This window comes from Actinacidiphila rubida, assembly GCF_900110255.1.
GTDB lineage: Bacteria > Actinomycetota > Actinomycetes > Streptomycetales > Streptomycetaceae > Actinacidiphila > Actinacidiphila rubida.
This window is the reverse complement of the sequence record NZ_FODD01000004.1, coordinates 124,585-148,980: the sequence shown is the minus strand read 5'-3', so window position 1 is coordinate 148,980 and position 24,396 is coordinate 124,585. Positions and strand designations below refer to the sequence as shown.

Sequence of the window (24,396 nt, the reverse complement as noted above, 5' to 3'; positions counted from 1 at the left end):
CCGGCGCGCTCGTCCGAGCGGCGTCAGGACGGCAGGCCGAGCTCCGTGGAGAGCTTGCCGAGCGCGTCCAGGCGCCGCTGAAGGCTGGGGTGCGTGGAGAAGAGCGTGGCCAGGGTCGATTCGTCGTTCAGTGCGGGGGTGAAGAAGAACGCGTTGAAGGACTGCGCGGTGCGCAGGTCCTCGGTCGGGATACGGGCGATGCTGCCGCTGACCTTCACCAGCGCCGAGGCCAGCTCGGAGGGCCGGCCCGTGAGGAGCGCGGCGGAGCGGTCGGCGGCCAGCTCGCGGTAGCGGGACAGCGCCCGGAGCAGCAGGAAGCTGAGGATGTACACCAGCGCGGAGACGGCCAGGATCACGGCGAGCAGCGCGGCCGTGTTCTGGTCGTTGCGGCGGCCGCCGAACAGCTCGGAGTAGAAGGCGAACCGCACCAGCAGTCCCGCGAGCACGCCGAGGAACGACGCGATCGTGATGACCGCGACGTCCTTGTGCGCGACGTGGGACAGCTCGTGCGCGAGCACGCCCTCCAGCTCCCCGGGTTCGAGCCGGCGCAGCAGACCGGTGGTCACGCACAGTACCGCGTGGTCGGCGTTGCGTCCGGTGGCGAACGCGTTGGGCAGGTCCAGCTCGGAGACCGCCACCCTGGGCTTGGGCATGTCGGACAGGGCGCACAACCGGTCGACGGTCCCGTGCAGGGCCGGCTGCTCCTCCGCGGTGACCTCGTGCGCGTGCATCGCGAACAGGGCGATGCGGTCCGAGAACCAGTACTGGGCGACCAGCGCGGCCGCGACGATGACCACGACCAATGCCACCGACTTCAGCAGGGCGACCAGCGCGGCGACGAACGCCACGTACACCAGACCGAGCAGGAAGATCACGGTCACCATGCGGACCGTCAGCTGCCGGTCGGGCGCGAAGCGGGAGCGCATGTCAGCTCACCGCCCCCGGCGTTCCGGTCCACCGGCGCTGACGGCACCCAGCACCCGCCGGCACCGCATCGACGAGACCCATGGCGCACTCCCTCCGCCGAACCGCGTCCTCCGCACTTCCAGTCTGCTCCTCCGGCCCGCCGAACCCGCGGCGCGGCCTTCCGGGCGCGGTCACCGGTGCGGGAGGCCCCGGTCCCTGTCCGGCGCGGCGATCACCAGGGGCACCATGTGCGGTATGACTACCTCTCCGGGCGACCGTCCCCCCGCCCACCACCCGCCCGTGCGCCTCCCGCACGAGCGGGTGGTCTTCGCGCGCATGCTGACCACGCAGGACCGGGTGGCGGACGCCATCACGTCGTTCTCCGGCACCATGCTCTTCGTCTACCTGCACGCCGTGTGGTTCGCCGGCTGGATCGCGGTGAACGAGGGGCTGCTCGGCCCGCGGGCCGTCTTCGACAGGTACCCGTTCGGGCTGCTCACCATGGTCGTGAGCCTGGAGGCCATCTTCCTGTCCACCTTCGTCATGGTCAGCCAGAACCGGCAGGCCGCGCGGGAGAACGTCCGTGCCGACCTGGACTTCGAGACCAATGTCCGAGCGGAGGTGTGGTCGGTGCACATAGGCCGGGCCCTCGGCCTCGACCCCGAGCTCATCGAGGAGCACGTCCAGCAGGCCCTCACGGACAGCCGTACGCGCCTCAACGCCCCTCACACCCAGGACGGCCCCTTCGCCCCCCGGACCCCCGCGGGCGACGGCCCGGGAGCGTGATCGCCTGAGCGAGACGGCGGCGCGAGGAGGCAGGTCCGGCGCGGCCGGTGTGGGCGCGCCGGACCTGACGGGGGTTCAGGCGCCCAGCAGGCCGCGGCCGAGCCAGTCGTGCTGGTCGCGGACGCCGGGCAGGGCGAAGAAGTAGCCGCCGCCGACGGGGGAGATGTAGTCGACGAGGGGCTCGTCGATCAGGCGGGTCTGGGTCGCCTCGAACTGCCGCACCACGTCCTGCTGGTAGCAGCAGAAGACCAGGCCCATGTCGAGGTTGCCGACCTGGTCGACGCCGCGGTCGTAGTTGAAGCCGCGGCGCAGGATGCGCGAGTCGTCGGTCTTGGCGGTGCGCGGGTTGGCCATCCGGATGTGCGCGTCCAGCGGGATCGCGTTGCCGTCCGGGTCCTTGGCGTAGTTCGGCGCGTCGGTCTCCTTGGCGCCGTCCAGCGGGGCCCCGGTGTCCTTGCGGCGGCCGAACATCTTCTCCTGCTCGGTGAGCGAGACGCGGTCCCAGAACTCCACGAGCATGCGGATGATGCGGATGACCTGGTAGCTGCCGCCGGTCGCCCACGCGGGCTCGCCGAGCTTGTCGTCGACCCACACCAGGCGGTCCATCTCGCGCGAGGAGGCGACGTCGGGGTTGACGATGCCGTCCTTGAAGCCGAGCAGGTTGCGCTGGGCGCCGGTGGGGCGCGGCGCGTTCTGGAAGCCGTCGATGCGCCACTTGATCTGCATCGCGCCGCGCGTGTGCCGGGCGATGTCGCGCAGCGCGTGCAGCACGGTGTCGGTGCTGCCGCCGCAGATCTGCAGCGACAGGTCGCCGTGGCACTCCGCGTCCTGCAGGTTGTCGTTGGGGAACACCCGCATCGGCGCGAGCTTGCGGGGCTTGGCGGCGGCCAGTCCGTAGCGGTCGTCGAACAGCGAGGCGCCGACGCCCACGGTGATGGTGAGCGCGTCGGCCGGGACCGTCGGGCCGAGGATGCCGTTGTCGGACGGCGGAGCGCCGACGCCGAGGTCGGCCGGGACGCCGCCCGCGGTCAGGAACCGGGCCCGCTCGGTGATCGTCCGCAGCAGGTCGGCGAGTTCGGCCTTGGTGTCGGCGATCACGTTGAACGACACGAAGGTCGCCGCGGACGGCGCCGCGGTGGTGATGCCCGCCTGGTGGGCGCCGTGGAACGACACGGCGGGCGCCCGGCCCGGCTGCGCGGAGTCCGCGGCCTGCGCGGTGCCGCCGCCGGTCGCGGAGGTCAGCGCGAAGCCGCCACCGGCCAGGGCGGCCGCGCCGGCGCCGGCGCCGAGCGCGGTCTTCACGAACGACCGGCGCCCGTGGCCCATCGGGCAGGTGCCCTGCAGGCCCTCGAAGCCCTCGGGACGGGAGGATTCGGCGGACATCGGCGGGATCCCTTCGGAGCTCTGCTGGCGGTCGGTGCGGTCGGTGCGTTCGGGTCGGGGGGTGCGGCCGGCCGGGCTCATCCGGCCGGTCGGGCCGGGCCGGCCGGTGCGGTCGGGGCCGGCTGAGCGGCTTGTCACGCCGACTTCCGGATCTCGAGGAGGTCGGGGATCGGCGCCAGGTCCTCCAGGAGCTGGCCGGTCGCGCCGTTGATCTTGGCGCGGGACGTCGCGTCCAGCGACTCCACCGGGGTCCAGGCGGTGCCGTGGTGGGCGGCGTCCAGCAGGCCCTGCAGGCGGGCGACGTCGGCGTCGACGACCTTCAGCTCGTCCGGCGCGCGGCGGGTGATCAGCGGGCGCAGCACGCTCAGCAGCTCGTTGGTGCCGGCCAGGTTCGCGTCCGCGGTCGCCAGGTTGGTGCCGCTGCCCTCGTCGGTGTCGCCGGTCAGCTCGAACTGCAGGGTGTTCTCCAGGATCTCGTGGCTGCGCAGCGGCAGGTCCGAGGGGTCGAAGTCCTGGGTGGGGAACGCCTTGCGCAGCCCCGTGACGTCCGCGGCGAGCCGGTCGGCGAACGGCGCGAGCACCGCGGCCGGCTGCTGGTGCCACAGGCCGTACTCGAGGCGGTGGAAGCCGGTGAAGCCGGCGTCCGAGACGCCGCCGGGCAGGCCGTCCTTGCGGCCGTTGATCTTCGCGTCGAAGTCCGCGAAGGTGCCGTAGGCCGCGCCGAGGGAGGAGTACGTGACGTGCGCGGTGAGCCAGTCGGCGCGGGCCGCGCCCAGGTCGCCGGCCTTCAGGTCGGCCTGCAGCTTGGCGGTCTGCGTCTGGAGCGTGGCCAGGCCCGCGTCGACGTACGCCTTGTACGCGGTCAGCGGCGGCTGCAGCTCGGACTCGGCCAGCGGGAGCACGGCCTTGGCGGAGCCGCCGCCGCTGACCCGCACGGCGGCGGACGTGACGGGCTTGCCGCCGGTCGGCACGCAGCGCCAGGCGTACGTGCCGCTGCCGACGGTCGCCACCAGGTCGCGGGTGGTGCCGGGGGCCAGGCCCTCGATCTCGCCGTAGACGGCGTTGGAGGCCGGGTCGATGAGGTAGACCTCGGACGCCTTGCTGCCCGTGTTGTGCATCTGGAACGTCTGGCGGCCGGGCTGCGGGGCCTTGAAGCCCTTGCCGCAGTCGGTCTCGGAGACGCTCACCGTGGCGGCGGCGGCCTTCTTGCCGCCGGAGGCGGCGATGACCAGGCCGGCGATGACGGCGGGGACGGCGACCACGGCGACCGGGATGGCCCAGCGGGGCACGCCCCGCCGCGCACCGGCGGCCGCGGGCCGGGACGTTCCCCCGCCCCCGGACCCGTCCGCAGTCCCGGACGGGGAGCCGGACGGGGGCGTGCCGCCGGACGCGGCCGCGCTCTGGGAGACGGAGGCCGGCGCGGAGGTGGAGGCGGCCGCGCCCGCGGCCACCCGCACCGCCTCGGGCTTCGGCTCGGCCGCGGGCTTCGCCGCCGGCGCCGGGTTCAGTCCGCGGACGAACAGCGTCATCACCACGGCGAGGTAGACGACATAGGCGGTGACCTGCAGCCAGGTCATCTGCGTGGTCAGGTTGAGCACGCCCTGCACCAGTTGCGCGTACCAGGAGGTCGCGTCGACGTGGCCGGAGAGGTCCACCGCGTAGGAACTGCCGCCCGGCAGGACCTTGCCCTCCTGCAGGTCCCGCAGGCCGTAGCCGAGCACACCCGCGGCGATGACGATGAGGCCGAAGCCCGTCCAGGTGAAGAACCTGGTCAGGTTGATCTTCAGCACGCGCTTGTACAGCGCCCAGCAGAGCACCGCGGCCAGCACCAGGCCGACGGCCCCGCCGATGAGCGGGCCGGCGCTGGAGCCGTGCGCGGTCTGCGCGTTGGTCCACAGGAAGAGCGCCGTCTCCAGGCCCTCGCGGCCCACCGCGAGGAAGCTGGTGAGGATCAGGGCGCCGGCACCCATGGTCAGGGCGGCGGCGACCCGCTCCTTGATCTCGCCGGAGAGGTGGCGCGCGTTCCTGCGCATCCAGAAGACCATCACCGTGACGAAGCCGACGGCGATCACCGAGAGGACGCCGCCGAAGGCCTCCTGCGCGGTGGTGGGCATCTGCTGCGAGCTGAAGGTCAGCACCGCGCCGAAGCTGAGGGACAGTCCGATCGCGGCCGCGACACCGGTCCACACCTGGGGCAGCCGCTCCTTGTTGCCGCCCCGGACCAGGGTGGCCACCAGGATGGAAACCACCAGCCCCGCCTCAAGTCCCTCGCGCAGACCTATGAGGAAGTTGGGGAACACGTTGTCCCACATGAAGATGCCCCTCCCCGGGAATGCCCGGTGCTGTGCCGACGCACTTAAGTTAGGCAAACCTTAGCAGCCGGATTTGCGGCGCTGTAGGCACGGGGGACGAGGATCTGCGGGGCGCGCCGGCCAACGGGCTTCCTTCTGCGGATTCCCTTGCGCCGCCGGCCCACGAGGCCCCTGGCCGGCCGGCCGCCGGCCCGTCTCACGCGGTCCCCGCACCGGCTCCCGCGGGCTCCCGGGCCACGTCTCAGCGGGCCGCCTGGCGCGACCGGGACCGCACGCGCGACCGCCACGGCGACCCCGTCTGCGCCTCCTCCTGGGATCGCGCCCGCGCGTCGTCGGCGGGTGCCTCGCGGGCGACGATCAGACGGTCGTCGGCGCGGATCCCGCCGATCTGCGGGTCGCAGTACCGCAGCGGACGGCCGTCCCGCACCACCGCGAGCACGGGTTCGCGCAGCTGCTCCGCGTCCTTGCCCACCTCGGCCGGCTCCGGCGCCCGCTCGGCCACCTCCAGGCCGAGCCCCACCGACAGCAGGTCCTCGAGCACCGTCCCGACCGCGGGGTTGAGGGCCGCGACGCCGAGCAGGTGCCCGGCCGTCTCGGAGGACGTGATGACGTTGTCGGCGCCGCCGCCGCGCAGCAGCGCCACGTTCTCGGCGCGTGCGACGGAGGCCGTGATGACGGCGGTGGGGTTCATGCGGCGGGCGGTGAGCGCGGCCAGCACGGCGGTGTCGTCCCGGTCGGTGGCGATCAGCACGTGCCGGGCCTTGCCCAGTTCCGCGTGCTCCAGGACGACGCTGCCGGTGCCGTCGCCGACGATGCCGACCAGGCCGCTCCGGTTGGCGTCGCCCACCGCCGCCGGGTCGAGGTCGATGACGACGATGCGGCGCGGCCGGCTCCCGCGGGCCCGCAGGGTGGCCACGGCCGCGCGGCCGGTGGTTCCGTAGCCGATGACGACGGTGTGGTCGTGCACCTTGCGCCTCCAGGACTGCTCGTGCCACTCGTGGCGGGTGCGTTCGGTCAGCGCGCGGAAGGTGGTGCCGACCAGGACCAGCAGGAAGCCGAGCCGCAGCGGCGTGATCACCAGCGTGTTGATCAGACGCGCCTCCCCGCTCACCGGGACGACGTCGCCGTAGCCGATGGTGGTGAGCGTCACCACCGCGTAGTAGAAGCTGGTCAGCCAGCCGACCGGCTGGCCCGTCGAGTCGCTGTACCCGTCGCGTCCGACGTACACCACGCAGGCGGCCACCACGATGAGGCCCACCGCGACGGCCATGCGGCTGGCGATGGTGCGCACCGGTCCGTGCACGCGGTACGGCATCCGCACGCGGGCCCGCGCCTCCCCCTCCCCGACCTCACTGTCCGTCAGATCCGCCACACCCCGAGTCTCCCGGACGGCCCCCGGGGCGGCGACCTCGCTCACCCAGCCGGGTCAGCGGCGCCCGGCCCGGCCGGGCCCCGCAACCGGGCCCCGCACACCGCGCGCGGGCGCCGTGGCGCCCATGGCCGCGTCCGTGCGGGGCCCGACCGGACGGCGCGTCAGCCCTGGTGCAGGGCGGTGCGCAGGAACGCGGCGGCCTGGTTGATCGCGGCCTCGGCGGCGTCCGTCGGCCGCAGCGCGTTGAGCATCACGAAGTCGTGGATGACGCCCTGGTAGCGCACGGCGGTGACCGGAACGCCGGCGGTCCGCAGCCGCTCGGCGTAGGCCTCGCCCTCGTCGCGCAGGACGTCGGCCTCGGCGGTGACGACCAGGGCCGGCGGCAGCCCCGCCAGCTGCTCGGAGGTGGCGCGCAGCGGCGAGGCGGTGATCTCCGCCCGCTGGGCCGGGTCGGTCGTGTACTGGTCCCAGAACCACTGCATCGCGTCGCGGCGCAGGAAGTAGCCGGTGGCGAACCGGTGGTAGGAGCCGGTCTCGAACGCGGCGTCGGTGACCGGGTAGAACAGCACCTGTGCGGCGAGCGCCAGGCCGCCGCGGTCCTTCGCCATCAGCGTGAGCGCGGCGGACATGTTGCCGCCCACGCTGTCGCCCGCGACGGCGACGTGCGCGGCGTCGAGGCCGTGGGCCGCGCCCTCGGTGACGACCCAGCGCGCGACGGTCCAGTTCTGCTCGATCGCGACGGGGTAGCGGGCCTCCGGCGACAGGTCGTACTCGGGGAACACCACGGCGGCGCGGGCGCCGGTGGCCAGCTCGCGGACCAGGCGGTCGTGGGTGTGGGCGTTGCCGAACACCCAGCCCGCGCCGTGGAGGTAGACGACGACCGGGAGCGGTCCGGTGACGCCGGCGGGCCGGACGATGCGCGCACGCACGGAACCGGTCGGGCCCCCGGGCACCTCGACCCACTGCTCGTCGACGGCCGGCCCGGTGATGCCGCCGGACTGGACCTCGTCGACGGCCTTGCGGCCCTCCACCGGCCCCAGGTCGAACAGGTACGGCGGGTTGGCGGTCGCGTCGGCGAAGGCCTGGGCCTCCGCTTCGAGGACCGGTCGGTGGTCGGCGGCGGGCTGATCGGACATGTTCATCTCCAGGAACGGTGCGGTGGGGTGAGGGAACCGACCGTACGGGCGGGTTCCGCCGCCGCCTTGCCCGTGCGTGCACGGGGGGTGGCCCGGGCACGCACAGGTTCCGCGCAGGGGTTTTCAGGAGGCGTCTGCCGTGCCGTCCGGGCCGGTTCGCCGGGTCCGACGCCCGGCGGCGGACGTCCGGCACGCGCTCGTGCACCCGCACGGCGGCGGCCCGGCGCAACTCGGCGTCGTACGCGCTCAACTCGGCTTCTTAGTCACGCAGTTCCGCGGCGTACCCGGGCGCGGGCCCGCCGCCGGGACCGCGCCGCGCGGTGGTCACACCGCCGCGGAGCCCTCGGCGTTCCCGGTGCCCTCGGCGTTCCCTGTGCTCTGGGTGTGCTCGGCCAGCGTGTGCGCGACGAGCGCGTTGGCGTGCCCGTGGCCGAGCCCGTACTCGCTCTTGAGCCACGCGACGAGCTGCATGTGGCGGGTGAGCGGCGAGGCCCGGACGAGGTCCTTCCACTCGGCGATCGGCCGGCCGTACTTCTTCTCGATGGACGGGAAGTAACTGGCGGGGCCGTGCGGGGCCGTGGCGGTCATCTCGATCTCCCTGTCGGCGGTTCGGTGCGGTCGCAGGGGTGGACCGGGGGCCCGCGCGGAACTCATCGGTCCCGCGCGGGCCCCCGGTGGTCAGGCCACGGCGGTCAGGCGAGCGCGTCGACGGCGTGCCGTGCGGCGGCCACGATGCCGGGTGACGTCACGAAGTGCCGGTCCGCGTCGGCCGCCGTCGCGGCCGCGCCCATCGGGACCCATGTGCCGGCGCGGCGCGGGGGCGCGGGGCGCTTGGCCGAGAGGTGGACGGCGGCGATGCCGGTCGCGGCCAGCGCCGGGACGTCCTCGGGGCGGACGCCGCCGCCGGCCATCACCTCGACACCGGGGACGGCGGCCGCGATCGCGCGCAGCACGGCCGCGCCGTCCGGGGCGCTGGGCGCGCCGCCCGACGTGAGGATGCGGGTGACGCCCAGCGCGGCGGCGCGGACGGCCGTCGCCACCGGGTCGGCGGACTGGTCGATCGCCCGGTGCAGCGTGACGTCGACCGGGCGCCCGGCCGTGGCCCCGGCGTCGCGTGCCGCGCCGACCAGCCGGCGCATCGCCTCCGCGTGCAGTGCGCCGTGCGCGTCGAGCACGCCCACGACGACACCCGCCGCGCCCGCCGCCACCGCGCCCCGGACCTCCGCGGCCATCAGCGCGACCTCCTCGTCGTCGTGCACGAAGTCGCCGGGCCGGCAGCGGACGAGCACCTGCACGGGCAGCCCGGCCGCCGCGGTCGCGGCGACGGCGGCGTCCGAGGGCGTCACGCCGCCGAGTTCGAGGGCCGAGCACAGCTCGACCCGGTCGGCACCGCCGTCCCTGGCCACGCGGGCGCCGGCCGCACCGGTCACCGCGATCTCCAGCGCGAGCCGGGCCCCGGCCGGTGCGGCGCCTGCCACGAGCAGGTGCGCCCGCTCCGCGGCGGACGTCACTCGTCGGCCCCGGTGAGCGCCTCGTCCGAGGGGGCGATGAGGCGCGCGGTGAGGTCCGGCGCCGCCATGTCCGCGTCGAAGGGGAACATGGGGCGGCGGATGCGGTGGTGGCCGAGGCGCACCAGGTCCTGGTCGACGCCGCCGGGGGTGAGCGCCATCTTCCAGTCCGCGGCCATCGCGTAGAGCTCGGGCTCGAGGTAGCCGATCTTCACGATGACGACGTCCGCGCCGCGCGGGTCGAGGTCGAGGTCGGTGAAGTCGTGCTCGTGGTGGTAGGGCTTGCGCAGCGCGGTGATGATGACGTGGACGCTGCCGACCCGCAGCACGACCTCGGTCCCGGCGTCACGGTCGCCGTGGCGGACGGCGTGCACGACGCCCGTCATCGTCAGCGGTCCGGCGTGCCGGTCGTCGACCTCGGCGCCCGCGGTGACCGTGACGGTCGCGCCGACGCCGGCCTCCACCGCGGTCCGGACGGCCGAAGGGCCGGGCACGGACGCGTAGATGACGGTCGGGCCGTCCGCCGTGCGGAACTCGGGCCGGGCCAGCACCCGCGTGAGCCCCCACGTGACGTCGCCCGCGCCGCCCGCCGTCGGGTTGTCGCCGGTGTCGCTGACGAAGTAGGGGCGGGCGGGGGACGCCAGAGCCTCGTCCAGGCACTCGGCGAGCGTTCCGGTGGGGGCGACGAACGCGAAGTCCCGCCGGGCGTCCCAGAATCCGCGGGCCAGCCGCTCGGCGCCCTGCGCGACGGCGCCGGCATCCGTGCCGGTGACGACCACGACCGCCCGGTTGCGCGGCTCGTCGGCCCACGCGTAGCCGACCCAGATCGCCGCGTCGATCACGCCGTCCAGCGCCTCCACCTCGGCGACCGCCGCGTACACGCCCTTCGCCGGCTCGATCCGGGTGGACGTCTGCTCACCGGCCAGCAGCACCGGCACCGGCACCCACGCCTTGACCGGCCGCGGCGCGCCGGAGACCAGCAGGTCCACCAGGTTGAGGGCGGCCCGCTCCTTGGTCTCCATGTGGTCCTCGTGCGGGGCCATCCGGTAGCAGGTGATGAGGTCGCTGCCGTGGACCAGCGCGCGGGAGACGTTGCCGTGCAGGTCCATGGAGGTCGAGACGATGACGTCGGGGCCGACGCTCTCGCGGATCCGGCGCAGCAGCACGGCCTCCGCGTCGTCGATGCCCTCCACCGTCATCGCGCCGTGGATGTCGTACCAGAGGCCGTCGAGGCGGGGCAGCGCGGCGAGCCGTTCGACGAGCTCGTCGGACAGTGCCGCGAACGCCTCCGCGGTCACCGTGCCGCCGGGCAGCGACTTGCCGACCAGCGCGCCGTGCCACTCGGCGGCCTCGCGCAACGGCGCGCCCTTGTCGAGGAACGGGTAACGGGCCAGGACCTCGTCGCCGCGCGAAGGGTGGAAGGCCGGGGCCAGGGTGCGCGCGGGCGAGAACGTCGACGACTCGATGCCGAGGCCGGCGATCGCGATCACCGGGCGGGCGGCGGGCGTGCGGGGTTGCGACATGGCTCCTCCTACAAGGGGTCGTCCCGCGGGGGTCGACCGGCTGGGGATCGGGGGTGGCGGGGGCGGGCGTCCGCGGAACAGGTGACGGCGGGCGTCCGCGGGGCGTTCAGCCGCCGGACGCCGCACCGCGCCTGGCGGTGGTCGCCGGCGGCGCGGTGGCCGCCGGCGGGGCGGCTGCCGCGGGATCGGCCGCGTCGTGCAGGGCCCGGGCCATGGCGCGTTCCAGTGCGAACAGCCCGGCGCCGAAGAGCCCGGCGTCGGCGCCGAGGCTCGCGCGCTCGATGGTCAGGTGCTCGGTGACGAGGGGGTGGCAGCTCTCGTAGAGCTGGCTGCGGACCGCGGCCACGAACGGCTCCAGGGTCGACAGCATGCCGCCGAGGTAGACGGCGTCGGGGTTGAAGAAGTTGATGTTCGCGGCCAGGACCGTCCCCAGGTGGCTGCCGGCCTGCCGTACCGCCCGGGTGGACCGCGGATCGCCGTCGGCGACCAGGCGGACCACGTCGGCCAGTTCGGTGACGGGGACGCCGCCGTCGCGCAGGTTCCGCACGAGTGAGGCGCCCGAGGCGACGGTCTCCAGGCAGCCGGTGTTGCCGCAGGAGCAGGGGGTGTCGCCGGCCGCGGCGATCCTGACGTGGGTGATGTCGCCGGCCGCGCCGGTGGCACCGCGGTAGAGCTTGCCGTCGGCGATGATCCCGGTGCCGATCGCGGACCCGATCTTCACCATGATCGACTGCCGCCGCTCGGCGGGCTGCACGGCGTGCTCGCCGACCGCCATGCAGTTCGCGTCGTTGTCGACCGCGGCGGGTACCCCGAAGTGCTCGCGCAGCCAGGCGGCCACGGGGAAGCGGTGCCAGCCGGGCATCCGGGACGGCAGGGTGACGGCGCCGGCCTGCACGTCGACCGGGCCCGGCAGCGAGCAGCCGACGCCGCGCAGCAGGTCCCGGCCGTGGCGTGCGGCGAGCTCCTCCAGGGTCTGGGCGAGCCGGGGCAGCGCGGTCTCCGGCCCGTCGGCGATGACCAGCGGCACGGTCGTGACGTCGGTCAGTTCGCCGCCGGGCAGGACGACGCCGATGCGGGCGTGGCGGCTGCCGAGGTCGGCGGCGACCGCGAACTCGTCGCGGGCGCCGATCCGCAGCACCTTGCGCGGCCGGCCGCCGGTGGAGGCCTGGGTGCCCTGCTCGGTCACCAGGCCGCGCTCGACCAGCTGGCCGACGGTGAGCGAGATCGTCGAGGGCGAGGCGCCGAGCATCCCGGCGAGTTCGGTGCGCGAGGTCCCCTGCCCGGAGGCGATGAGTGCCAGCACGCGCTCGGCGAGGGACGCCGGGCCTTTGGCGCCGTTCCGCTGCGCAGAACTTACGTCGGGCATGGGCGGACTTACTTCCGAAAGAACGGGTGGACGGCGATGACACTACGCCCGGCGATACGGGATGAGGAAGTGGCGCACACCACATTCACGAATCGTCCCCCACCGGTATCCCCGGTAACCGCCGTGCCTCCACGGGATTTCACCCCCGGGCCGGACTTTCTGCATTTTCGCAGAAACATAGTTGTTATCGGCGAAGGTTTGTTTTTTCCGAGCCGGAGACCTTTGACTGTCGGCACACACCGCGACGCCCCCAGTGTTCACCGGGTCCCAGCGATCGTTTCGTGGCCGTTCACCCCGAGGAGAATCCATGTTCCCTGTCCGCACGGCGGAACGACGCCGCTGGGCCCTCGCCGCAGGAGCCGCGCTCACCGCGACCGCCCTGCTCAGTGCCTGCAACGGTGCCGGAAGCTCGGCCTCCGCCTCGCACGACGCCATCAACTACGCGCTGCCGGCGAACTTCACGCCGAACTGGATCCTGCCGATCGGGACGCCCGCGCACCTCAACACCAACAACGTGTCCATCGCGGCATCGTTGTGGGAGCCACTCATCGCGTACGACGGCTCCACCGGGTCGATGGGCTGGAACAAGTCGGCGTCCATAGCCACCGGCGCCGACTTCGCCACCGACGGCAAGAGCGTCACCATCACGCTGGGAAACCGGCACTGGAGCGACGGAAAGCCGATCACCTCGCGTGACGTGCAGTTCTGGTTCAACCTGATCAAGGCGAACAAGGCCCAATGGGCCGGATACAGCGAGGGCAAGGCCCCGGACAACTGGACGTCGTTCAAGGTGACCGACGACCAGCACTTCACGCTCACCTTCGACCGCGCGTACAACTCCCAGTGGATGCTCGCCAACCAGCTGAGCCTCATCACGCCGCTGCCGCAACACCTGTGGGACAAGGAGAGCGCCGCGGCCGCCGTGTCCGGCGCGGACACCACCCCGGCCGGTGCCCAGAAGGTGTGGACCTACCTCAACACGGCCGCCAAGAGCATCGCCAAGTACGCGACCGACCCGCTGTGGAAGACCGTCAGCGGCCCCTACACCGTCAAGTCGTTCTCGACCGCGGGCAAGGTCGTGCTCGCGGCCAACGCCACCTACGACGGCGGCGAGAAGGCGCACATCAAGACCGTGAACCTGCTGCCGTTCACCACGACGGACGCCGAGGAGAACGCGCTGCGCTCCGGCCAGGTCGACTACGGCTACATCAACTCCACCGACCTGGACCAGAAGGCGTCGTTCACCGGCCAGGGGTACACCGTCAAGCCGTGGACCGGCTGGGCGGTCACCTACATGCCGCTGAACTTCAACAACCCCACGATGGGCCCGGTCTTCAAGCAGCTGTACGCCCGGCAGGCCGTCCAGGAGTCGATCGACCAGGCGAGCCTGGTGAAGGTGATCTACAACGGCACCGCCGTGCCCGGCTACGGCCCGATCCCCACCGCGCAGGCGTCCGCCTTCGTCTCCCAGGCGCAGAAGGACAACCCGTACCCCTTCTCCACCAGCAACGCCCGCGCGCTGCTCACCAGTCACGGCTGGACCGACCAGGGCGGCACCATGGTCTGCACGCAGCCCGGCACGGGCGCCGCGCAGTGCGGTGAGGGCGTCGCCAAGGGCACCAAGTTCGCGATGCGGGTGCTGTCCCAGTCCGGCTCCACCGTGACGGACAACCTGATGAGCGCCATCCAGTCCTCGCTGGGCAAGAGCGGCATCGACTTCTCGATCAAGACCGCCCCGGTCAACTCGGTGCTGTCGCAGACCCCGCAGTGCACCTCGGACCAGTCGATCTGCAACTGGCAGCTGTCCTACTTCGGCACCGCCGGCAGCTGGTACTTCCCGGCCTTCCCGACCGGCGACTCGCTCTTCCAGTCCAAGGGCGGCTCCAACTTCGGCAGTTACTCCAACCCGGACGTCGACACGCTGATCAACCAGACCACCACGTCCTCGTCCACGGACGCCGTGCAGCAGTACAGCGAGGCGCTCGCCAAGGACCTGCCGGTGGTGTGGCTGCCCGAGCCGGACTACCAGATCTCGGTCATCAGGAACGGCCTGGGCGGCTTCGCGCAGGACTCGCTGGCCGACTTCCACCCCGCACAGTGGCAGTGGACCGGCAAGTGAGCACGTTCCTCTACCTGATCCGGCGCGTCCTGCAGGCCCTCGCGGTGATCCTCATCGTGACGGTGGCGACGTTCTGCCTCCTGCACGCGCTGCCCGGGGGTCCCGCTCGCGGGATCCTCGGGCCCCAGGCCACCGTGCAGCAGATCGCGCAGTTCAACCACGAGCAGAGCCTCGACCGGCCGCTGCCCGTGCAGTACGTCGCCTACCTCGGGCGGCTGCTGCACGGCGACCTGGGGACCTCCTACACGCTCAACGAGCCGGTCTCGCAGCTCATCCAGGAGCGGCTGCCGAAGACGCTGGTGCTCACCCTGCTGTCCGCGGTCGTCGGCCTGCTGCTGGCGATCCCGCTCGGCATGTGGCAGGCCGTCCGGCGCAACAAGCCGGTCGACTACGTCATCACCACGCTGAGCTTCGTCGCGTACTCCACGCCGGTGTACTTCCTCGGCCTGATGCTGGTGCTGGTCTTCAGCCACGTCCTGCCATGGTTCCCGGCCCAGGCGCCCCAGGGCGACACGCTCGCGCAGGTCTTCGCCGACCCCGCCGGGCTGGTGCTGCCGGTCGTCGCGGGCGCCGCGTCCGTCGTCGCCGTCTTCAGCCGCTACATGCGCGGCGCGACCCTGGAGAACCTCTCCGAGGACTACGTCAGGACCGCGCGGGCCGGCGGTTCGCGGCGCGGCGCGATCCTGCGCCGGCACGTGTTCCGCAACTCCCTCACCCCGGTCGTGGCGATGCTCGGCTACTACGTGCCGGTGCTGTTCGGCGGCGCGCTGGTCGTCGAGCAGCTCTTCAACTACCCCGGCATGGGGCTGCTGTTCTGGACCGCCGCGCAGTCCTCCGACTACCCGGTGCTGCTCGGCTGCGTCCTGGTGATCTCGGTCGCCACCGTCGTCGGCACGCTCGCCGCGGACGTCGTCCAGCGGTTCATCGACCCCCGAGTGAAGGAGGGCCACGCATGAGCGCCGCAGTCCAGTCCGGCCGGCCGGCCGGCGGCACCGGACCGTCGGCAGGCGCGGGCACCGGCGGACCGGGGATCTCCGGACTGCGCCTGGCCGTAAGGAGGTTCAGCCGCAACCGGCTCGCCGTCATCGGCCTCGCCGTCGTCGTCCTGTTCTTCCTCTTCTGCTTCGCCGGTCCGCTGGTCTGGTCCACCGACCAGACGCACACCGCGCTCACCCACGCCAACCTGGGCCCGAGCGGCGCCCACTGGCTCGGCACCGACGCGGTCGGCCACGACGAGCTGGGCCGGCTCATGTACGGCGGGAAGGTCTCGCTCGTCGTCGGCCTGGCGGCCGGCGTGCTGGCCACCGTGATCGGCACCCTGTGGGGCGCCGCCGCCGGATACGCCGGCGGGTGGATCGACGCGGTCATGATGCGCGTCGTCGACGCCGGCATCGCGATCCCCGCGCTGTTCATCCTGCTGGTCATCTCGGCCATCGCGACCCCCGGCGTGTGGGGCCTGATCCTCATCCTCGGCCTGGTGTCGTGGCTGGTCCCCTCCCGCCTGGTGCGGGCCGAGACCCTGACCCTGAAGAACCGCGACTACGTGCACACCCTGCGGGCCATCGGCGGCACCCACACCCGCGCGATCGGCCGCCACATCCTGCCCAACTCGGTGTCCACGGTGGTGGTCGCGGCGACCTTCCAGGTCGCCGACGCCATCCTGCTCGTCGCCTACGTGTCCTACCTGGGCCTGGGCCTCCAGCCGCCCAAGACCGACTGGGGCGGCATGCTCTCGGCCGGCCTCAGCGCCACGTACTCCGGCCGCTGGTGGCTCATCGTGCCGCCCGGCCTCGCCGTCATCCTCGTCGTCTGCGCGTTCAACGCCATCGGCGACGGGCTCCGTGACGCATTCGACGTGAGGGGACGCGGATGACCGCCACCGACACCACCGCCGCCGCGACCGCCGGCACCGAGCCCGTCCTGCGGCTGGAGGACCTCGGCGTCACGTTCTCCTCGGAGACCGGCGACGTGCCCGCCGTACGGGGGGTCTCCCTCCACGTGCGGCCGGGCGAGACGCTCGCACTCGTCGGCGAGTCCGGCTCCGGCAAGTCCACCGTCGCGCTCGCGTCGATCGGGCTGCTGCCCGACAACGCCCGCGCGAGCGGCCGCGCGCTGCTGGGCTCCACCGATCTCGTCACCGACGTCGTCACCGCGTCCGAGCGCGACCTCGCGGCGCTGCGCGGCCGCGCCGTCTCCATGGTCTTCCAGGAACCGGCGACCGCGCTCGACCCGCTGACCAGGATCGGCGCGCAGATCGCCGAGGTGGTGCGCAACCACCGGCAGATCCCCGCGAAGGAGGCCGGCGTGCTCGCCGTGGACCTGCTGCGCCGCGTGGGCATCCCCGACCCCGAACGCCGGGCGCGCGCCTTCCCGTTCGAGCTGTCCGGCGGCCAGCGCCAGCGCGTCGTCATCGCGATGGCCATCGCCAACGACCCGGAACTGCTCATCGCGGACGAGCCGACGACCGCGCTGGACGTCACCGTGCAGGCGGAGATCCTCGACCTGCTGCGCCGGCTCGCCGTCGAGTCCGGCACCGGCGTCCTGCTCGTCACCCACAACATGGGCGTCGTCGCCGACTTCGCCGACCGTGTCGCGGTGATGCTGCAGGGCCGGATCGTCGAGACCGGACCGGTCGAGGACGTCCTGCTGCGGCCCGAACACGAGTACACCAGGCGGCTGCTGGCGGCGGTGCCGCGGCTGGCCGTCGCCGGATCCCCTGCCGTGCCCGGCGCTTCGGACGCGGCGGCACGGCCCGGTGCGGGGTCCGGCGAGGAGGCCGGCCAGGCGTCCGGCCAGGCGTCCGGCCAGGAGTCCGGTGAGGGGTCAGGCGCCGTCGCCGCCGAGGTGCCGCGGCCGCGGTACGGGACCCGGGCCAGGAGCGCGAACCCGGCCCGGGACTCCGGGACGGACGGCGAACGCGTCGTCGACCTGCGGGACGTGTCCGTGGTGTACGGCCGCCGCACCGGCGCCGTGCGCGCCCTCGACGGCGTCTCCCTGCACGTCCGCCCGGGTGAGACCGTCGGGCTCGTGGGGGAGTCGGGTTCCGGCAAGTCCACGGCGGCACGGGTGGCGCTCGGCCTCATCCGGCCCACCGCGGGCACGGTCACGCTCTTCGGCTCCGACCTGCGGCGCACCCGCGCCCGGGCCCGGCGCTCGCTGCGCGCCGGCATCGGCGTCGTCCTCCAGGACCCCGTCGCCTCGCTCGACGCGCGGATGACGGTGCAGGAGTGCGTCGCCGAGCCGCTGCGGGTGCACCGGCGCGGCATGTCCGCGAAGGACCGCCAGGAACACGTCGCCGAGCTGCTGGAACGGGTGCGGCTGCCGCGCGCCTACGCGCAGCGCGCCCCCCGGGAGCTGTCCGGCGGCCAGCGCCAGCGGGTCAGCCTGGCCCGGGCACTGGCGCTCGCGCCGCGGCTGCTGGTCGCCGACGAACCGACGAGCGCGCTCGACGTCAGCGTGCAGGAGGCGGTGCTGGAGGTGATCTCCGAGCTGCAGGAGGAGCTCGGGTTCGCGTGCCTGTTCGTCTCCCACGACCTCGCCGTGGTCCAGCACTTCGCCGAACGCGTCGTCGTCATGCGCGCGGGCCGGATCGAGGAGCAGGGCGGCACCATGGACACGCTGCTGCACCCCGGCACCGACTACACCCGGCGCCTGCTGGCGGCCGTCCCCGTGCCGGACCCGGTGCGGCAGCGGCAGCGGCGCACGGCCAGACAGGCCGCGGCCGCCGGGACCGGCCCGGCCGCCGGGACCGCCGCCGGGACGGGGGCGACGGCGTGACCACGACGCTCCGACCGTCCGGGTCCTCGACCGGCCCCACCGACGCGGACGCGGTCCTCGCGGGTGTGGACATCGGCGGCACCACCACCCAGGTCGTGCTGTGCTCCACCGGCCTCGACGTGCTGGACCGCGTCGAACTGCCCACGCCCGCCGCCGAGGGCGGCCGCGCGATGATCGGCACCGTGCTCGACGGGCTCGGCCGGCTGCTGGCCCGGACTCCGGCCCCGCTGGCGGGAGTCGGCGTGGGCGCGGCCGGTGTGGTCGACGCGCGGGCCGGCCGCATCCTGGTGGCGAGCGACTCGTTCGCGGGGTGGGCCGGGTTCGCCGTCACGGCCGCCCTCGAGGAGAGCCTGGGCGTGCCCGCCTTCCTGGACAACGACGTGAACGCGTTCCTGCGCGGCGAGGTCGCCAGAGGCGCGGCCGCCGGCGAGCGGTACGTGCTCGGCATGACGCTCGGCACCGGCGTCGGGGGAGCGCTGTGGATGGACGGCGCCCTCGTCGACGGGCCGCACGGCGCGGCCGGCGAGATCGGCCACATCCCCGGCTTCGGCGACCTCCCCTGCTCCTGCGGGGGCCGCGGCCACCTGGAGACCCTCGCCGCGGGCCGCTCCCTGGCCGCCCGCTACGCCGAACGCACCGGGCGGAACGCCGACGCGAAGGGCGTCGCGATGGCGGCCGGGCAGGGCGACGCCGACGCCCTGGCCGTCTTCTCCGCGGCCGGCGCGGGCATCGCCCGGGCACTGCTGATCACCGCGGGCCTCGTCGACGTCACCACAGCCGTCATCGGCGGCGGCGTCAGCCGGGCCTGGTCCCTCCTGGAGCCGGCCGTCAAGGCCGCCCTGGAGGACGAGCCCCCGGTGAGCGGCCGGCCCATCCGGCTCGTCCCCGCCCTCCTGGGCAGCGACGCGGTCGCCGTCGGTGCGGCCGCGCGAGCCCGCACCGAGCTGGCCTCCGCCCCCGCCTGACGGCACGTCATCCGCGGGCGCGGGCGTGAAAGGGCGGTGCCCCGGTCTCCGGACCGGGGCACCGCCCCGCCCCATTCCCGGAGCCCGGCGGCCCGAGGGGGTCAGTCGCGCTGCGACCCGGCGCCGTCGCCTTCCTGCGCCAGCCACGCGCCGATGCCCGCGAGCGAGCCGGGCCCGTAGTCGCCGATCACGTCGTGGGCCAGATCGGCGATCGTCACGTCCCGCAGGGCCGCCCGCCAGGCGGCGTCGGCGCCGGCCATCGCGCGCGAGATCGCGCACGGCCGGGTGCAGCTCTCCGGCGCGGCCGCCAGGGGGCCGCGCTGCCGGATCTCCGTGCAGGTGAAGGCCGGTTCGGGGCCGTCGACGGCGTTCACCACGTCGAGGACGGTGATCCGCGCCGGGGGGCGGGTGAGGACGTACCCCCCGGCCTTGCCCTGGACCGACGTCACCAGGCCGGCCCGCGACAGGGCCTGGAGCTGCTTGGCGAGGTAGCTGCCGGAGACGTCGTGGAGTGCGGCCAGCCGCGCCGCCGGCACCGGGTCGGAGGCCGTGGTCAGCACCACGCAGCAGTGCAGCGCCCATTCGACGCCGCCGGACAGCTTCATTTCCGCGCCCCGACCCTTCCCGTTGACTCGGACACAGGCTATCCGACTATCATCCCGGACAAGAAGTGTCCGAGTCGGGCCGGGGAGTCGCCGGACTCCGGCGGGCACCCGTATGCCCGGGGACACCGCAGACGCTCCATGAGAGGTGGGAACAGTGAAGGTCACAGTCATCGGCGGTACCGGCATGATCGGCTCGCAGGTCGTGCGGAATCTGGCGGACGGCGGCCACGAGGCGGTGCCCGCGGCGCCGTCCACCGGCGTCGACCTGCTCACCGGCAAGGGCCTGGACGCGGCCCTGGAGGGAGCCGACACCGTCGTCAACGTGGCGAACTCGCCCACGTTCGACGAGGCGTCGCTCGACTTCTTCCGGACCGCGACGGGCAATCTGCTGGCCGCCGGGGAGCGGGCCGGAGTCCGGCACCAGGTGGTCCTGTCGATCGTCGGCGTGGACCAGGTCCCGGAGCTGGACTACTACCGCGCCAAGGCGCTGCAGGAGGAACTGCTCCGGCAGGGGCCGACGCCGTACTCGATCGTGCGCGCCACCCAGTTCTTCGAGTTCATGGACGCGGTGCTGTCCTGGACGTCCGACGAGGACACGGTCCGGCTGCCCGCCACCCGCATCCAGCCGATGGCCGCGGCGGACGTGGCCGCGGCGGTCGCCGAGGCCGCCGCGGGCGCGCCGCTGAACGGCATCCGCGAGACCGCCGGCCCCGACGTGTTCCGCCTCGACGAGCTCGGCGCGATCACCCTGGGGGCACGCCACGACGACCGGACCGTGGTCGTCGACGACACCGCGGGCCTGTTCGGCGCCATCAAGGGCGACGGCGTCCTGATCCCCGGTCCCGACGCGCGCATCGCCCCCACCGGCTACCGGGACTGGCTCGCCGCGCGGGGCTGATTCGTGGCTTCTGTCACGATTTTCATCAGGCTTCTGTTACGAACGGCGGCGCGGCCGACGGAGGCTTGACGTACGGGTGTTCAGGGTTGCCGAAGCTCGGTGCGCGGCCGCGGCCGACGGCCGGTGACGTGGTCGCGCGCGGTGCGGTCGGCGTGTCCGCGCCCGGCCGTTCGCGGCGGCACGCCCGGGGCGGGAACTGGTTGTGGCGGGCAATCGAGGGTCACGGCGATGTCTGCAATGTGTAACAGAGTGTGTTTGTCTTGTGGCGTCCGGTTTGCGACCGACAGATTGGGGCCCTCTCCGGCGCACCTGCCGCGGAGGAGTACCACTGGCACAGCCCCCCACGGTCGTGCCCCGTCTGAAAGGGGACATCAGTGTCCCGTCTCGCTTCCCGTCTGACCGCGACCGCTGTGATCGCCGGTGCCGCGCTCGCCGCAGCGGCGCTTCCGGCCGCCGCCGCGGACCACGGTCGGTACCACTACCCGCAGCGGTCGCAGGTGACCCTCGGAGCTGTCCACCATGGCATGTCCAGCCATGGCTACCGCGGCAGCGCGGCGCTGAACAACGAGTGGATCACCGTCGCCAACGGCGGCCGGCACAGCGTCAACCTGTCGGGGTGGACCCTCTCCGACCGGGACCACCACAGCTACCGCTTCTCGTACCTCACGCTGGCCCCCCACGCCAGCGTGCGTGTGCACACCGGCTACGGCCACAACACGCGCACCGACGTCTACCAGGACCGCCACACCTCGGTGTGGGGGAACGACGACGCCGCGACCCTGCGCGACGACGAGGGCCGCTTCGTCGCCTCCGAGTCGTGGAGGTACGGCGACGACCGCGACCACCGCGGCGACAACCGCGGTGACAACCGGGACCACCGCGGTGACAAGCGTGGTGACGACCGCGGTGACAAGCGTGGTGACGACCGCGGTGACAAGCGTGGTGACGACCACGGTGACAAGCGTGGCGACAACCACGGCGACAAGCGTGGTGACGACCACGGCGACAAGCGTGGCGACAACCACGGCGACAACCGGGACCACCGTGGCAGCGGGGACACCCGCGACAACCACGACTCCCACACGAGTCACGACAGCCGGAACCACGGTGTTCCGCTGCTCTGACCATCCCCCCAGGTGACGGCTGCTGCCCCCGTCACCCGCCCCGTCACCCCCCTGCCCCGAGGGGGTGGCGGGGCGCCTGGGCGTTCCCGGGCGTCAGGACGGCGTGCGGGTCACATCCGGACGACCAGCGCGGCCAGCCGGTCCAGCGCCATCCGCGTCCCCGCCTCGTTGTCCGCCGCGGGAACGGCGTCGGGAACGCCCTCGTGCACCAGGACGACGTCCGTGCCGCCGCCGGCCGCCGTGAGCGTCGTGGTCATCGTCATCGGCGCCGCCACCTGCGGGTCGTCGCTCTCGAAGCGCAGCCGCTCGACGACCTTCTCGTTCTCGACGAGCTCCACGAAGGTGCCGTGGTACGTGTCGGTGCGGCCGGCCGACTTGCCGGCGGCGTCCGGCGCGTCGTAGGTGAGGGAGACCCGGAAGGCGCCGCCGACGCGCGCCTCGAACGCGTGCACCCGGCACGTCATGCCGTCGGGCACCCTCCAGGCGGCCACCGCCTCCGGGTCGAGCAGTGCCCGGTAGACCCGGGACGGCGGAGCATCCATGTGGCGCGTCATCCTCGTCGCATACACGCCTGCCACTGTACGACCGGCCGCCGACGGCCGGGCCCACCCCGCGCCGGCGGATCGGCACGTCGCAGGTGCTGGCCTCCATCCCTCAATAGGCTTGCAGATGCCGGTGGTTGACGCGATCCCGGCCGCAGGTGCGTTTGTGACCGTCCCCCGCGGGGGACGGTCACCTGGGGAGGTGGGTGCCGTGGGACGGTCACCGGCAGCAGCAGCAGCAGCGGCGGGGACGGCGGCCGCCGGGCCCGTGGCGGAGGTCGCGCTCACCGGGGACCTCGCGCGCCCGGGACCGCTGACGGTGGCGGCGCTGCGCGGCCGGCGGCAGCACCTGGCGCGGGTGGAGTTCGCGTGCGCGACCAGCGGCGAGCGGCGCCACACCTTCACCGGCCCGCTGCTGCACGACGTCCTGCTGGACGCCGGGCCCCGGTTCGACCCGCGGCGCCGCAAGGACCGGCTGCGCTTCCTGATCGCGGTGCGCGGTGCGGACGGCCATCACGCGGTGCTCTCGTGGGCCGAGATCGACCCGGACTTCGGGCGGGCGCCGGTGCTGCTCGCGGTCACCCTCGACGGGACGCAACTGGACGGCGCCGGGCCGCAGCTCGTCCTCCCGCAGGACCGCTGCGGCGCCCGGTACATCAGCGGGATCACCGCGATCCGCGTGGACGGCGGCTACCCCGTGTGGCCCGACGCCGGCTGACCCGCGCACGGGTCACCTCGCGCCCGGCGGCCGGACGCCGGGGTGAGGCCGCCGGCCCCCTCGCGGGTGCCGGCGGCCCCCGACGTCACAGCGTCCAGACCTGGTTGGCCTGCGTGCCGCCGGCGTAGCAGTCCCAGATCTGCAGCCGCGTGCCGTTGGCCGTCCCCTGGCCCGTGGCGTCCAGGCACTTCCCGGAGTTCGGGTTGACGATCGTGCCGTTGCCGTTGACCACCCACTGCTGGGCGGCGTTGTTCAGGCAGGTCCACAGCTGGACGACGGTGCCGTCGGCCGTGCGGCCGCCGGAGACGTCCAGGCACTTCCCGGAGTTCGGGTTGACGAAGGTGCCGCCCACCCGGCTCCACTTCTGCGCGACCGTGCCGTTGCAGTCCCACAACTGGACGACGGTGCCGTCGGCCGTGCCGGCCGCGTTGACGTCGACGCAACGCCCGCTGCCCTGGCCCACGACGGCGCTCCCGCCTTCGCCCCCGCCGCCGGACGTGCCGTTGGCGGTGAAGGTGAAGTCGTCCACGCCCAGGCCGGTGCCGCCGACCCACGGCTCGAAGCCGAACTGCACGCTCGTCATGTACCAGGCGCTGCTCATGTAGCCGCGGCCGGTGATGTCGTTGGTGAAGTCCTTGACGTGGACGTCGAGGCTGCCGGTGGTCTGCTGGCGGACGTAGGAGATCACGTTCCAGGAGATGCCGCCGTTGGAGAGCCGGCCCTCCCACACGTCCCATGTGGCGCCCTCGAGGTTCGCGGTGCCGACCTTGCCGCCCGCGGGCTGCGGGGCGCCGGCGTGGCTGCCCCAGATCATCAGCTCGGCGCCGTTGTTCTGCCCCGCCGGGTTGGGGCTGGAGTCGAACCAGATGTCGTACGCGGCGTCCCAGGAACCGCCGGAGGTGTGGTACGCCACCGTGCTCTCGGGGTTGCCGAACGCGCTGACCTGCAGTGGGAGTCCGCTGCCCGTGCTGCAGTTGCCGTAGTGGCAGCCGGCGTAGATCGACGGGTACGCGGCGGGGGCGCCGTTGGTCGGCACGTTGTGGCCGGCCGTGGTGACGGCGAAGCCGGTGCTCGTGACGTCGATGCACTGCGGGGAGGTGTCCCCCCACTCGTTGTTCTGCACGATGTAGTGGCCGCCCGCGATGGACGCGCTGCCGAACTGGTCGCAGATCTGGGTGTCGGCGTGGGCGGCGGCCGGATGCAGCAGGGCCGCGGCGGCGGCCAGCAGCAGGACCGCGAGCGCGGCGGCCGCGCGATGGAGCGCCGGGAGGTGCGACGTGCGCATGGATTCTCCTCGTTGGTCGGTGGTGGGGCACGGACCGGGTCCGGGCGGGGGTCGGCGCCGCCCGTCCGGAC

At 73.6% G+C, this 24,396-nt stretch carries 21 protein-coding genes; 9 read left to right on the top strand and 12 right to left on the bottom strand.

Annotated features, from left to right (window positions below):
* Window positions 1–23: 23 nt before the first annotated feature.
* A complete protein-coding gene (htpX, locus tag BMW99_RS05230) occupies window positions 24–926 on the bottom strand; it encodes a zinc metalloprotease HtpX (RefSeq protein WP_069462078.1) in 903 nt (300 codons plus the stop codon).
* Window positions 927–1,161: 235 nt separating this feature from the next.
* On the opposite strand from htpX, the gene BMW99_RS05225 reads away from it, so the two are divergent.
* Entirely contained in the window at window positions 1,162–1,692 is a 531-nt protein-coding gene (locus BMW99_RS05225) for a DUF1003 domain-containing protein (RefSeq protein WP_218108376.1), read from the top strand.
* 75 nt (window positions 1,693–1,767) lie between these two features.
* On the opposite strand, the gene efeB is transcribed toward BMW99_RS05225, so the two are convergent.
* From efeB to BMW99_RS05185, 8 genes are all read right to left on the bottom strand, one after another.
* Window positions 1,768–3,075, bottom strand: a complete 1,308-nt coding sequence (gene efeB / locus BMW99_RS05220; RefSeq protein WP_075016361.1) for an iron uptake transporter deferrochelatase/peroxidase subunit — start codon at window positions 3,073–3,075, stop codon at window positions 1,768–1,770.
* Between the two features lie 134 nt (window positions 3,076–3,209).
* Window positions 3,210–5,387, bottom strand: coding sequence for an iron uptake transporter permease EfeU (efeU, locus tag BMW99_RS05215; protein WP_075016313.1), 2,178 nt, complete (start codon window positions 5,385–5,387; stop codon window positions 3,210–3,212).
* Window positions 5,388–5,628: 241 nt separating this feature from the next.
* Window positions 5,629–6,759: a potassium channel family protein gene (locus BMW99_RS05210; protein ID WP_245791212.1), complete on the bottom strand. Its 1,131-nt coding sequence runs from the start codon at window positions 6,757–6,759 to the stop codon at window positions 5,629–5,631.
* A 161-nt stretch (window positions 6,760–6,920) separates the two neighbouring features.
* Complete coding sequence (locus BMW99_RS05205) at window positions 6,921–7,895, bottom strand: alpha/beta hydrolase (RefSeq protein WP_069466359.1); 975 nt, start codon at window positions 7,893–7,895, stop codon at window positions 6,921–6,923.
* Window positions 7,896–8,219: 324 nt separating this feature from the next.
* A complete protein-coding gene (locus BMW99_RS05200) occupies window positions 8,220–8,483 on the bottom strand; it encodes a DUF4287 domain-containing protein (protein ID WP_069466357.1) in 264 nt (87 codons plus the stop codon).
* A gap of 104 nt (window positions 8,484–8,587) precedes the next feature.
* Window positions 8,588–9,406 (bottom strand): copper homeostasis protein CutC, encoded by an 819-nt coding sequence (locus BMW99_RS05195; protein ID WP_407640262.1) that lies wholly within the window; start codon window positions 9,404–9,406, stop codon window positions 8,588–8,590.
* Window positions 9,403–10,926 carry a M81 family metallopeptidase gene (locus BMW99_RS05190; protein WP_075016312.1) on the bottom strand — a complete coding sequence of 508 codons (1,524 nt, stop codon included), beginning with the start codon at window positions 10,924–10,926 and terminating at the stop codon, window positions 9,403–9,405. The genes BMW99_RS05195 and BMW99_RS05190 overlap by 4 nt, the downstream gene beginning before the upstream one ends.
* Before the next feature lie 106 nt (window positions 10,927–11,032).
* The gene (locus BMW99_RS05185; protein WP_075016311.1) at window positions 11,033–12,292 is read right to left on the bottom strand and encodes an ROK family transcriptional regulator; all 1,260 of its coding nucleotides are present in this window, start codon (window positions 12,290–12,292) and stop codon (window positions 11,033–11,035) included.
* A 307-nt stretch (window positions 12,293–12,599) separates the two neighbouring features.
* On the opposite strand from BMW99_RS05185, the gene BMW99_RS05180 reads away from it, so the two are divergent.
* Genes BMW99_RS05180 through BMW99_RS05160 form a run of 5 tightly spaced genes read left to right on the top strand, consistent with a single transcriptional unit; the run spans window position 12,600 to window position 19,153 of the window.
* Window positions 12,600–14,411: a peptide ABC transporter substrate-binding protein gene (locus BMW99_RS05180; RefSeq protein WP_069462574.1), complete on the top strand. Its 1,812-nt coding sequence runs from the start codon at window positions 12,600–12,602 to the stop codon at window positions 14,409–14,411.
* Entirely contained in the window at window positions 14,408–15,367 is a 960-nt protein-coding gene (locus tag BMW99_RS05175) for an ABC transporter permease (protein WP_069462575.1), read from the top strand. Before BMW99_RS05180 ends, BMW99_RS05175 begins: the two co-directional genes overlap by 4 nt.
* Window positions 15,364–16,284: an ABC transporter permease gene (locus BMW99_RS05170; protein WP_069462576.1), complete on the top strand. Its 921-nt coding sequence runs from the start codon at window positions 15,364–15,366 to the stop codon at window positions 16,282–16,284. The genes BMW99_RS05175 and BMW99_RS05170 overlap by 4 nt, the downstream gene beginning before the upstream one ends.
* Entirely contained in the window at window positions 16,281–18,188 is a 1,908-nt protein-coding gene (locus BMW99_RS05165; RefSeq protein ID WP_069462577.1) for a dipeptide ABC transporter ATP-binding protein, read from the top strand. The genes BMW99_RS05170 and BMW99_RS05165 overlap by 4 nt, the downstream gene beginning before the upstream one ends.
* Window positions 18,185–19,153: an ROK family protein gene (locus tag BMW99_RS05160; RefSeq protein WP_075016310.1), complete on the top strand. Its 969-nt coding sequence runs from the start codon at window positions 18,185–18,187 to the stop codon at window positions 19,151–19,153. The genes BMW99_RS05165 and BMW99_RS05160 overlap by 4 nt, the downstream gene beginning before the upstream one ends.
* 101 nt (window positions 19,154–19,254) lie before the next feature.
* Here the strand turns inward: BMW99_RS05160 and BMW99_RS05155 are convergent, their stop codons facing one another.
* Window positions 19,255–19,758 (bottom strand): RrF2 family transcriptional regulator, encoded by a 504-nt coding sequence (locus tag BMW99_RS05155; protein ID WP_075016309.1) that lies wholly within the window; start codon window positions 19,756–19,758, stop codon window positions 19,255–19,257.
* Window positions 19,759–19,912: 154 nt separating this feature from the next.
* Here BMW99_RS05155 and BMW99_RS05150 point away from each other — a divergent pair, with 154 nt between their 5' ends.
* Complete coding sequence (locus tag BMW99_RS05150) at window positions 19,913–20,656, top strand: SDR family oxidoreductase (protein WP_069462952.1); 744 nt, start codon at window positions 19,913–19,915, stop codon at window positions 20,654–20,656.
* Window positions 20,657–21,030: 374 nt separating this feature from the next.
* Window positions 21,031–21,780 carry a lamin tail domain-containing protein gene (locus BMW99_RS05145; protein WP_079175936.1) on the top strand — a complete coding sequence of 250 codons (750 nt, stop codon included), beginning with the start codon at window positions 21,031–21,033 and terminating at the stop codon, window positions 21,778–21,780.
* Between the two features lie 110 nt (window positions 21,781–21,890).
* Here the strand turns inward: BMW99_RS05145 and BMW99_RS05140 are convergent, their stop codons facing one another.
* Complete coding sequence (locus BMW99_RS05140) at window positions 21,891–22,322, bottom strand: SRPBCC domain-containing protein (RefSeq protein WP_407640261.1); 432 nt, start codon at window positions 22,320–22,322, stop codon at window positions 21,891–21,893.
* A gap of 211 nt (window positions 22,323–22,533) precedes the next feature.
* On the opposite strand from BMW99_RS05140, the gene BMW99_RS05135 reads away from it, so the two are divergent.
* Complete coding sequence (locus BMW99_RS05135) at window positions 22,534–23,040, top strand: molybdopterin-binding protein (RefSeq protein WP_069462544.1); 507 nt, start codon at window positions 22,534–22,536, stop codon at window positions 23,038–23,040.
* Between the two features lie 85 nt (window positions 23,041–23,125).
* Here BMW99_RS05135 and BMW99_RS41965 read toward each other — a convergent pair whose 3' ends face one another.
* Complete coding sequence (locus BMW99_RS41965; protein WP_069462545.1) at window positions 23,126–24,325, bottom strand: RICIN domain-containing protein; 1,200 nt, start codon at window positions 24,323–24,325, stop codon at window positions 23,126–23,128.
* Between the last annotated feature and the right edge of the window lie 71 nt (window positions 24,326–24,396).

Coding starts and splice junctions, on each gene's coding strand:
- BMW99_RS05185 (WP_075016311.1), bottom strand. CDS start 12,292: ATGCCCGACGTAAGTTCTGCGCAGCGGAACGGCGCCAAAGGCCCGGCG.
- BMW99_RS05190 (WP_075016312.1), bottom strand. CDS start 10,926: ATGTCGCAACCCCGCACGCCCGCCGCCCGCCCGGTGATCGCGATCGCC.
- BMW99_RS05155 (WP_075016309.1), bottom strand. CDS start 19,758: ATGAAGCTGTCCGGCGGCGTCGAATGGGCGCTGCACTGCTGCGTGGTG.
- BMW99_RS05165 (WP_069462577.1), top strand. CDS start 16,281: ATGACCGCCACCGACACCACCGCCGCCGCGACCGCCGGCACCGAGCCC.
- efeU (WP_075016313.1), bottom strand. CDS start 5,387: ATGTGGGACAACGTGTTCCCCAACTTCCTCATAGGTCTGCGCGAGGGA.
- efeB (WP_075016361.1), bottom strand. CDS start 3,075: ATGTCCGCCGAATCCTCCCGTCCCGAGGGCTTCGAGGGCCTGCAGGGC.
- BMW99_RS05180 (WP_069462574.1), top strand. CDS start 12,600: ATGTTCCCTGTCCGCACGGCGGAACGACGCCGCTGGGCCCTCGCCGCA.
- BMW99_RS05140 (WP_407640261.1), bottom strand. CDS start 22,322: ATGGATGCTCCGCCGTCCCGGGTCTACCGGGCACTGCTCGACCCGGAG.
- BMW99_RS05205 (WP_069466359.1), bottom strand. CDS start 7,895: ATGTCCGATCAGCCCGCCGCCGACCACCGACCGGTCCTCGAAGCGGAG.
- BMW99_RS05200 (WP_069466357.1), bottom strand. CDS start 8,483: ATGACCGCCACGGCCCCGCACGGCCCCGCCAGTTACTTCCCGTCCATC.
- BMW99_RS05170 (WP_069462576.1), top strand. CDS start 15,364: ATGAGCGCCGCAGTCCAGTCCGGCCGGCCGGCCGGCGGCACCGGACCG.
- htpX (WP_069462078.1), bottom strand. CDS start 926: ATGCGCTCCCGCTTCGCGCCCGACCGGCAGCTGACGGTCCGCATGGTG.
- BMW99_RS41965 (WP_069462545.1), bottom strand. CDS start 24,325: ATGCGCACGTCGCACCTCCCGGCGCTCCATCGCGCGGCCGCCGCGCTC.
- BMW99_RS05225 (WP_218108376.1), top strand. CDS start 1,162: ATGACTACCTCTCCGGGCGACCGTCCCCCCGCCCACCACCCGCCCGTG.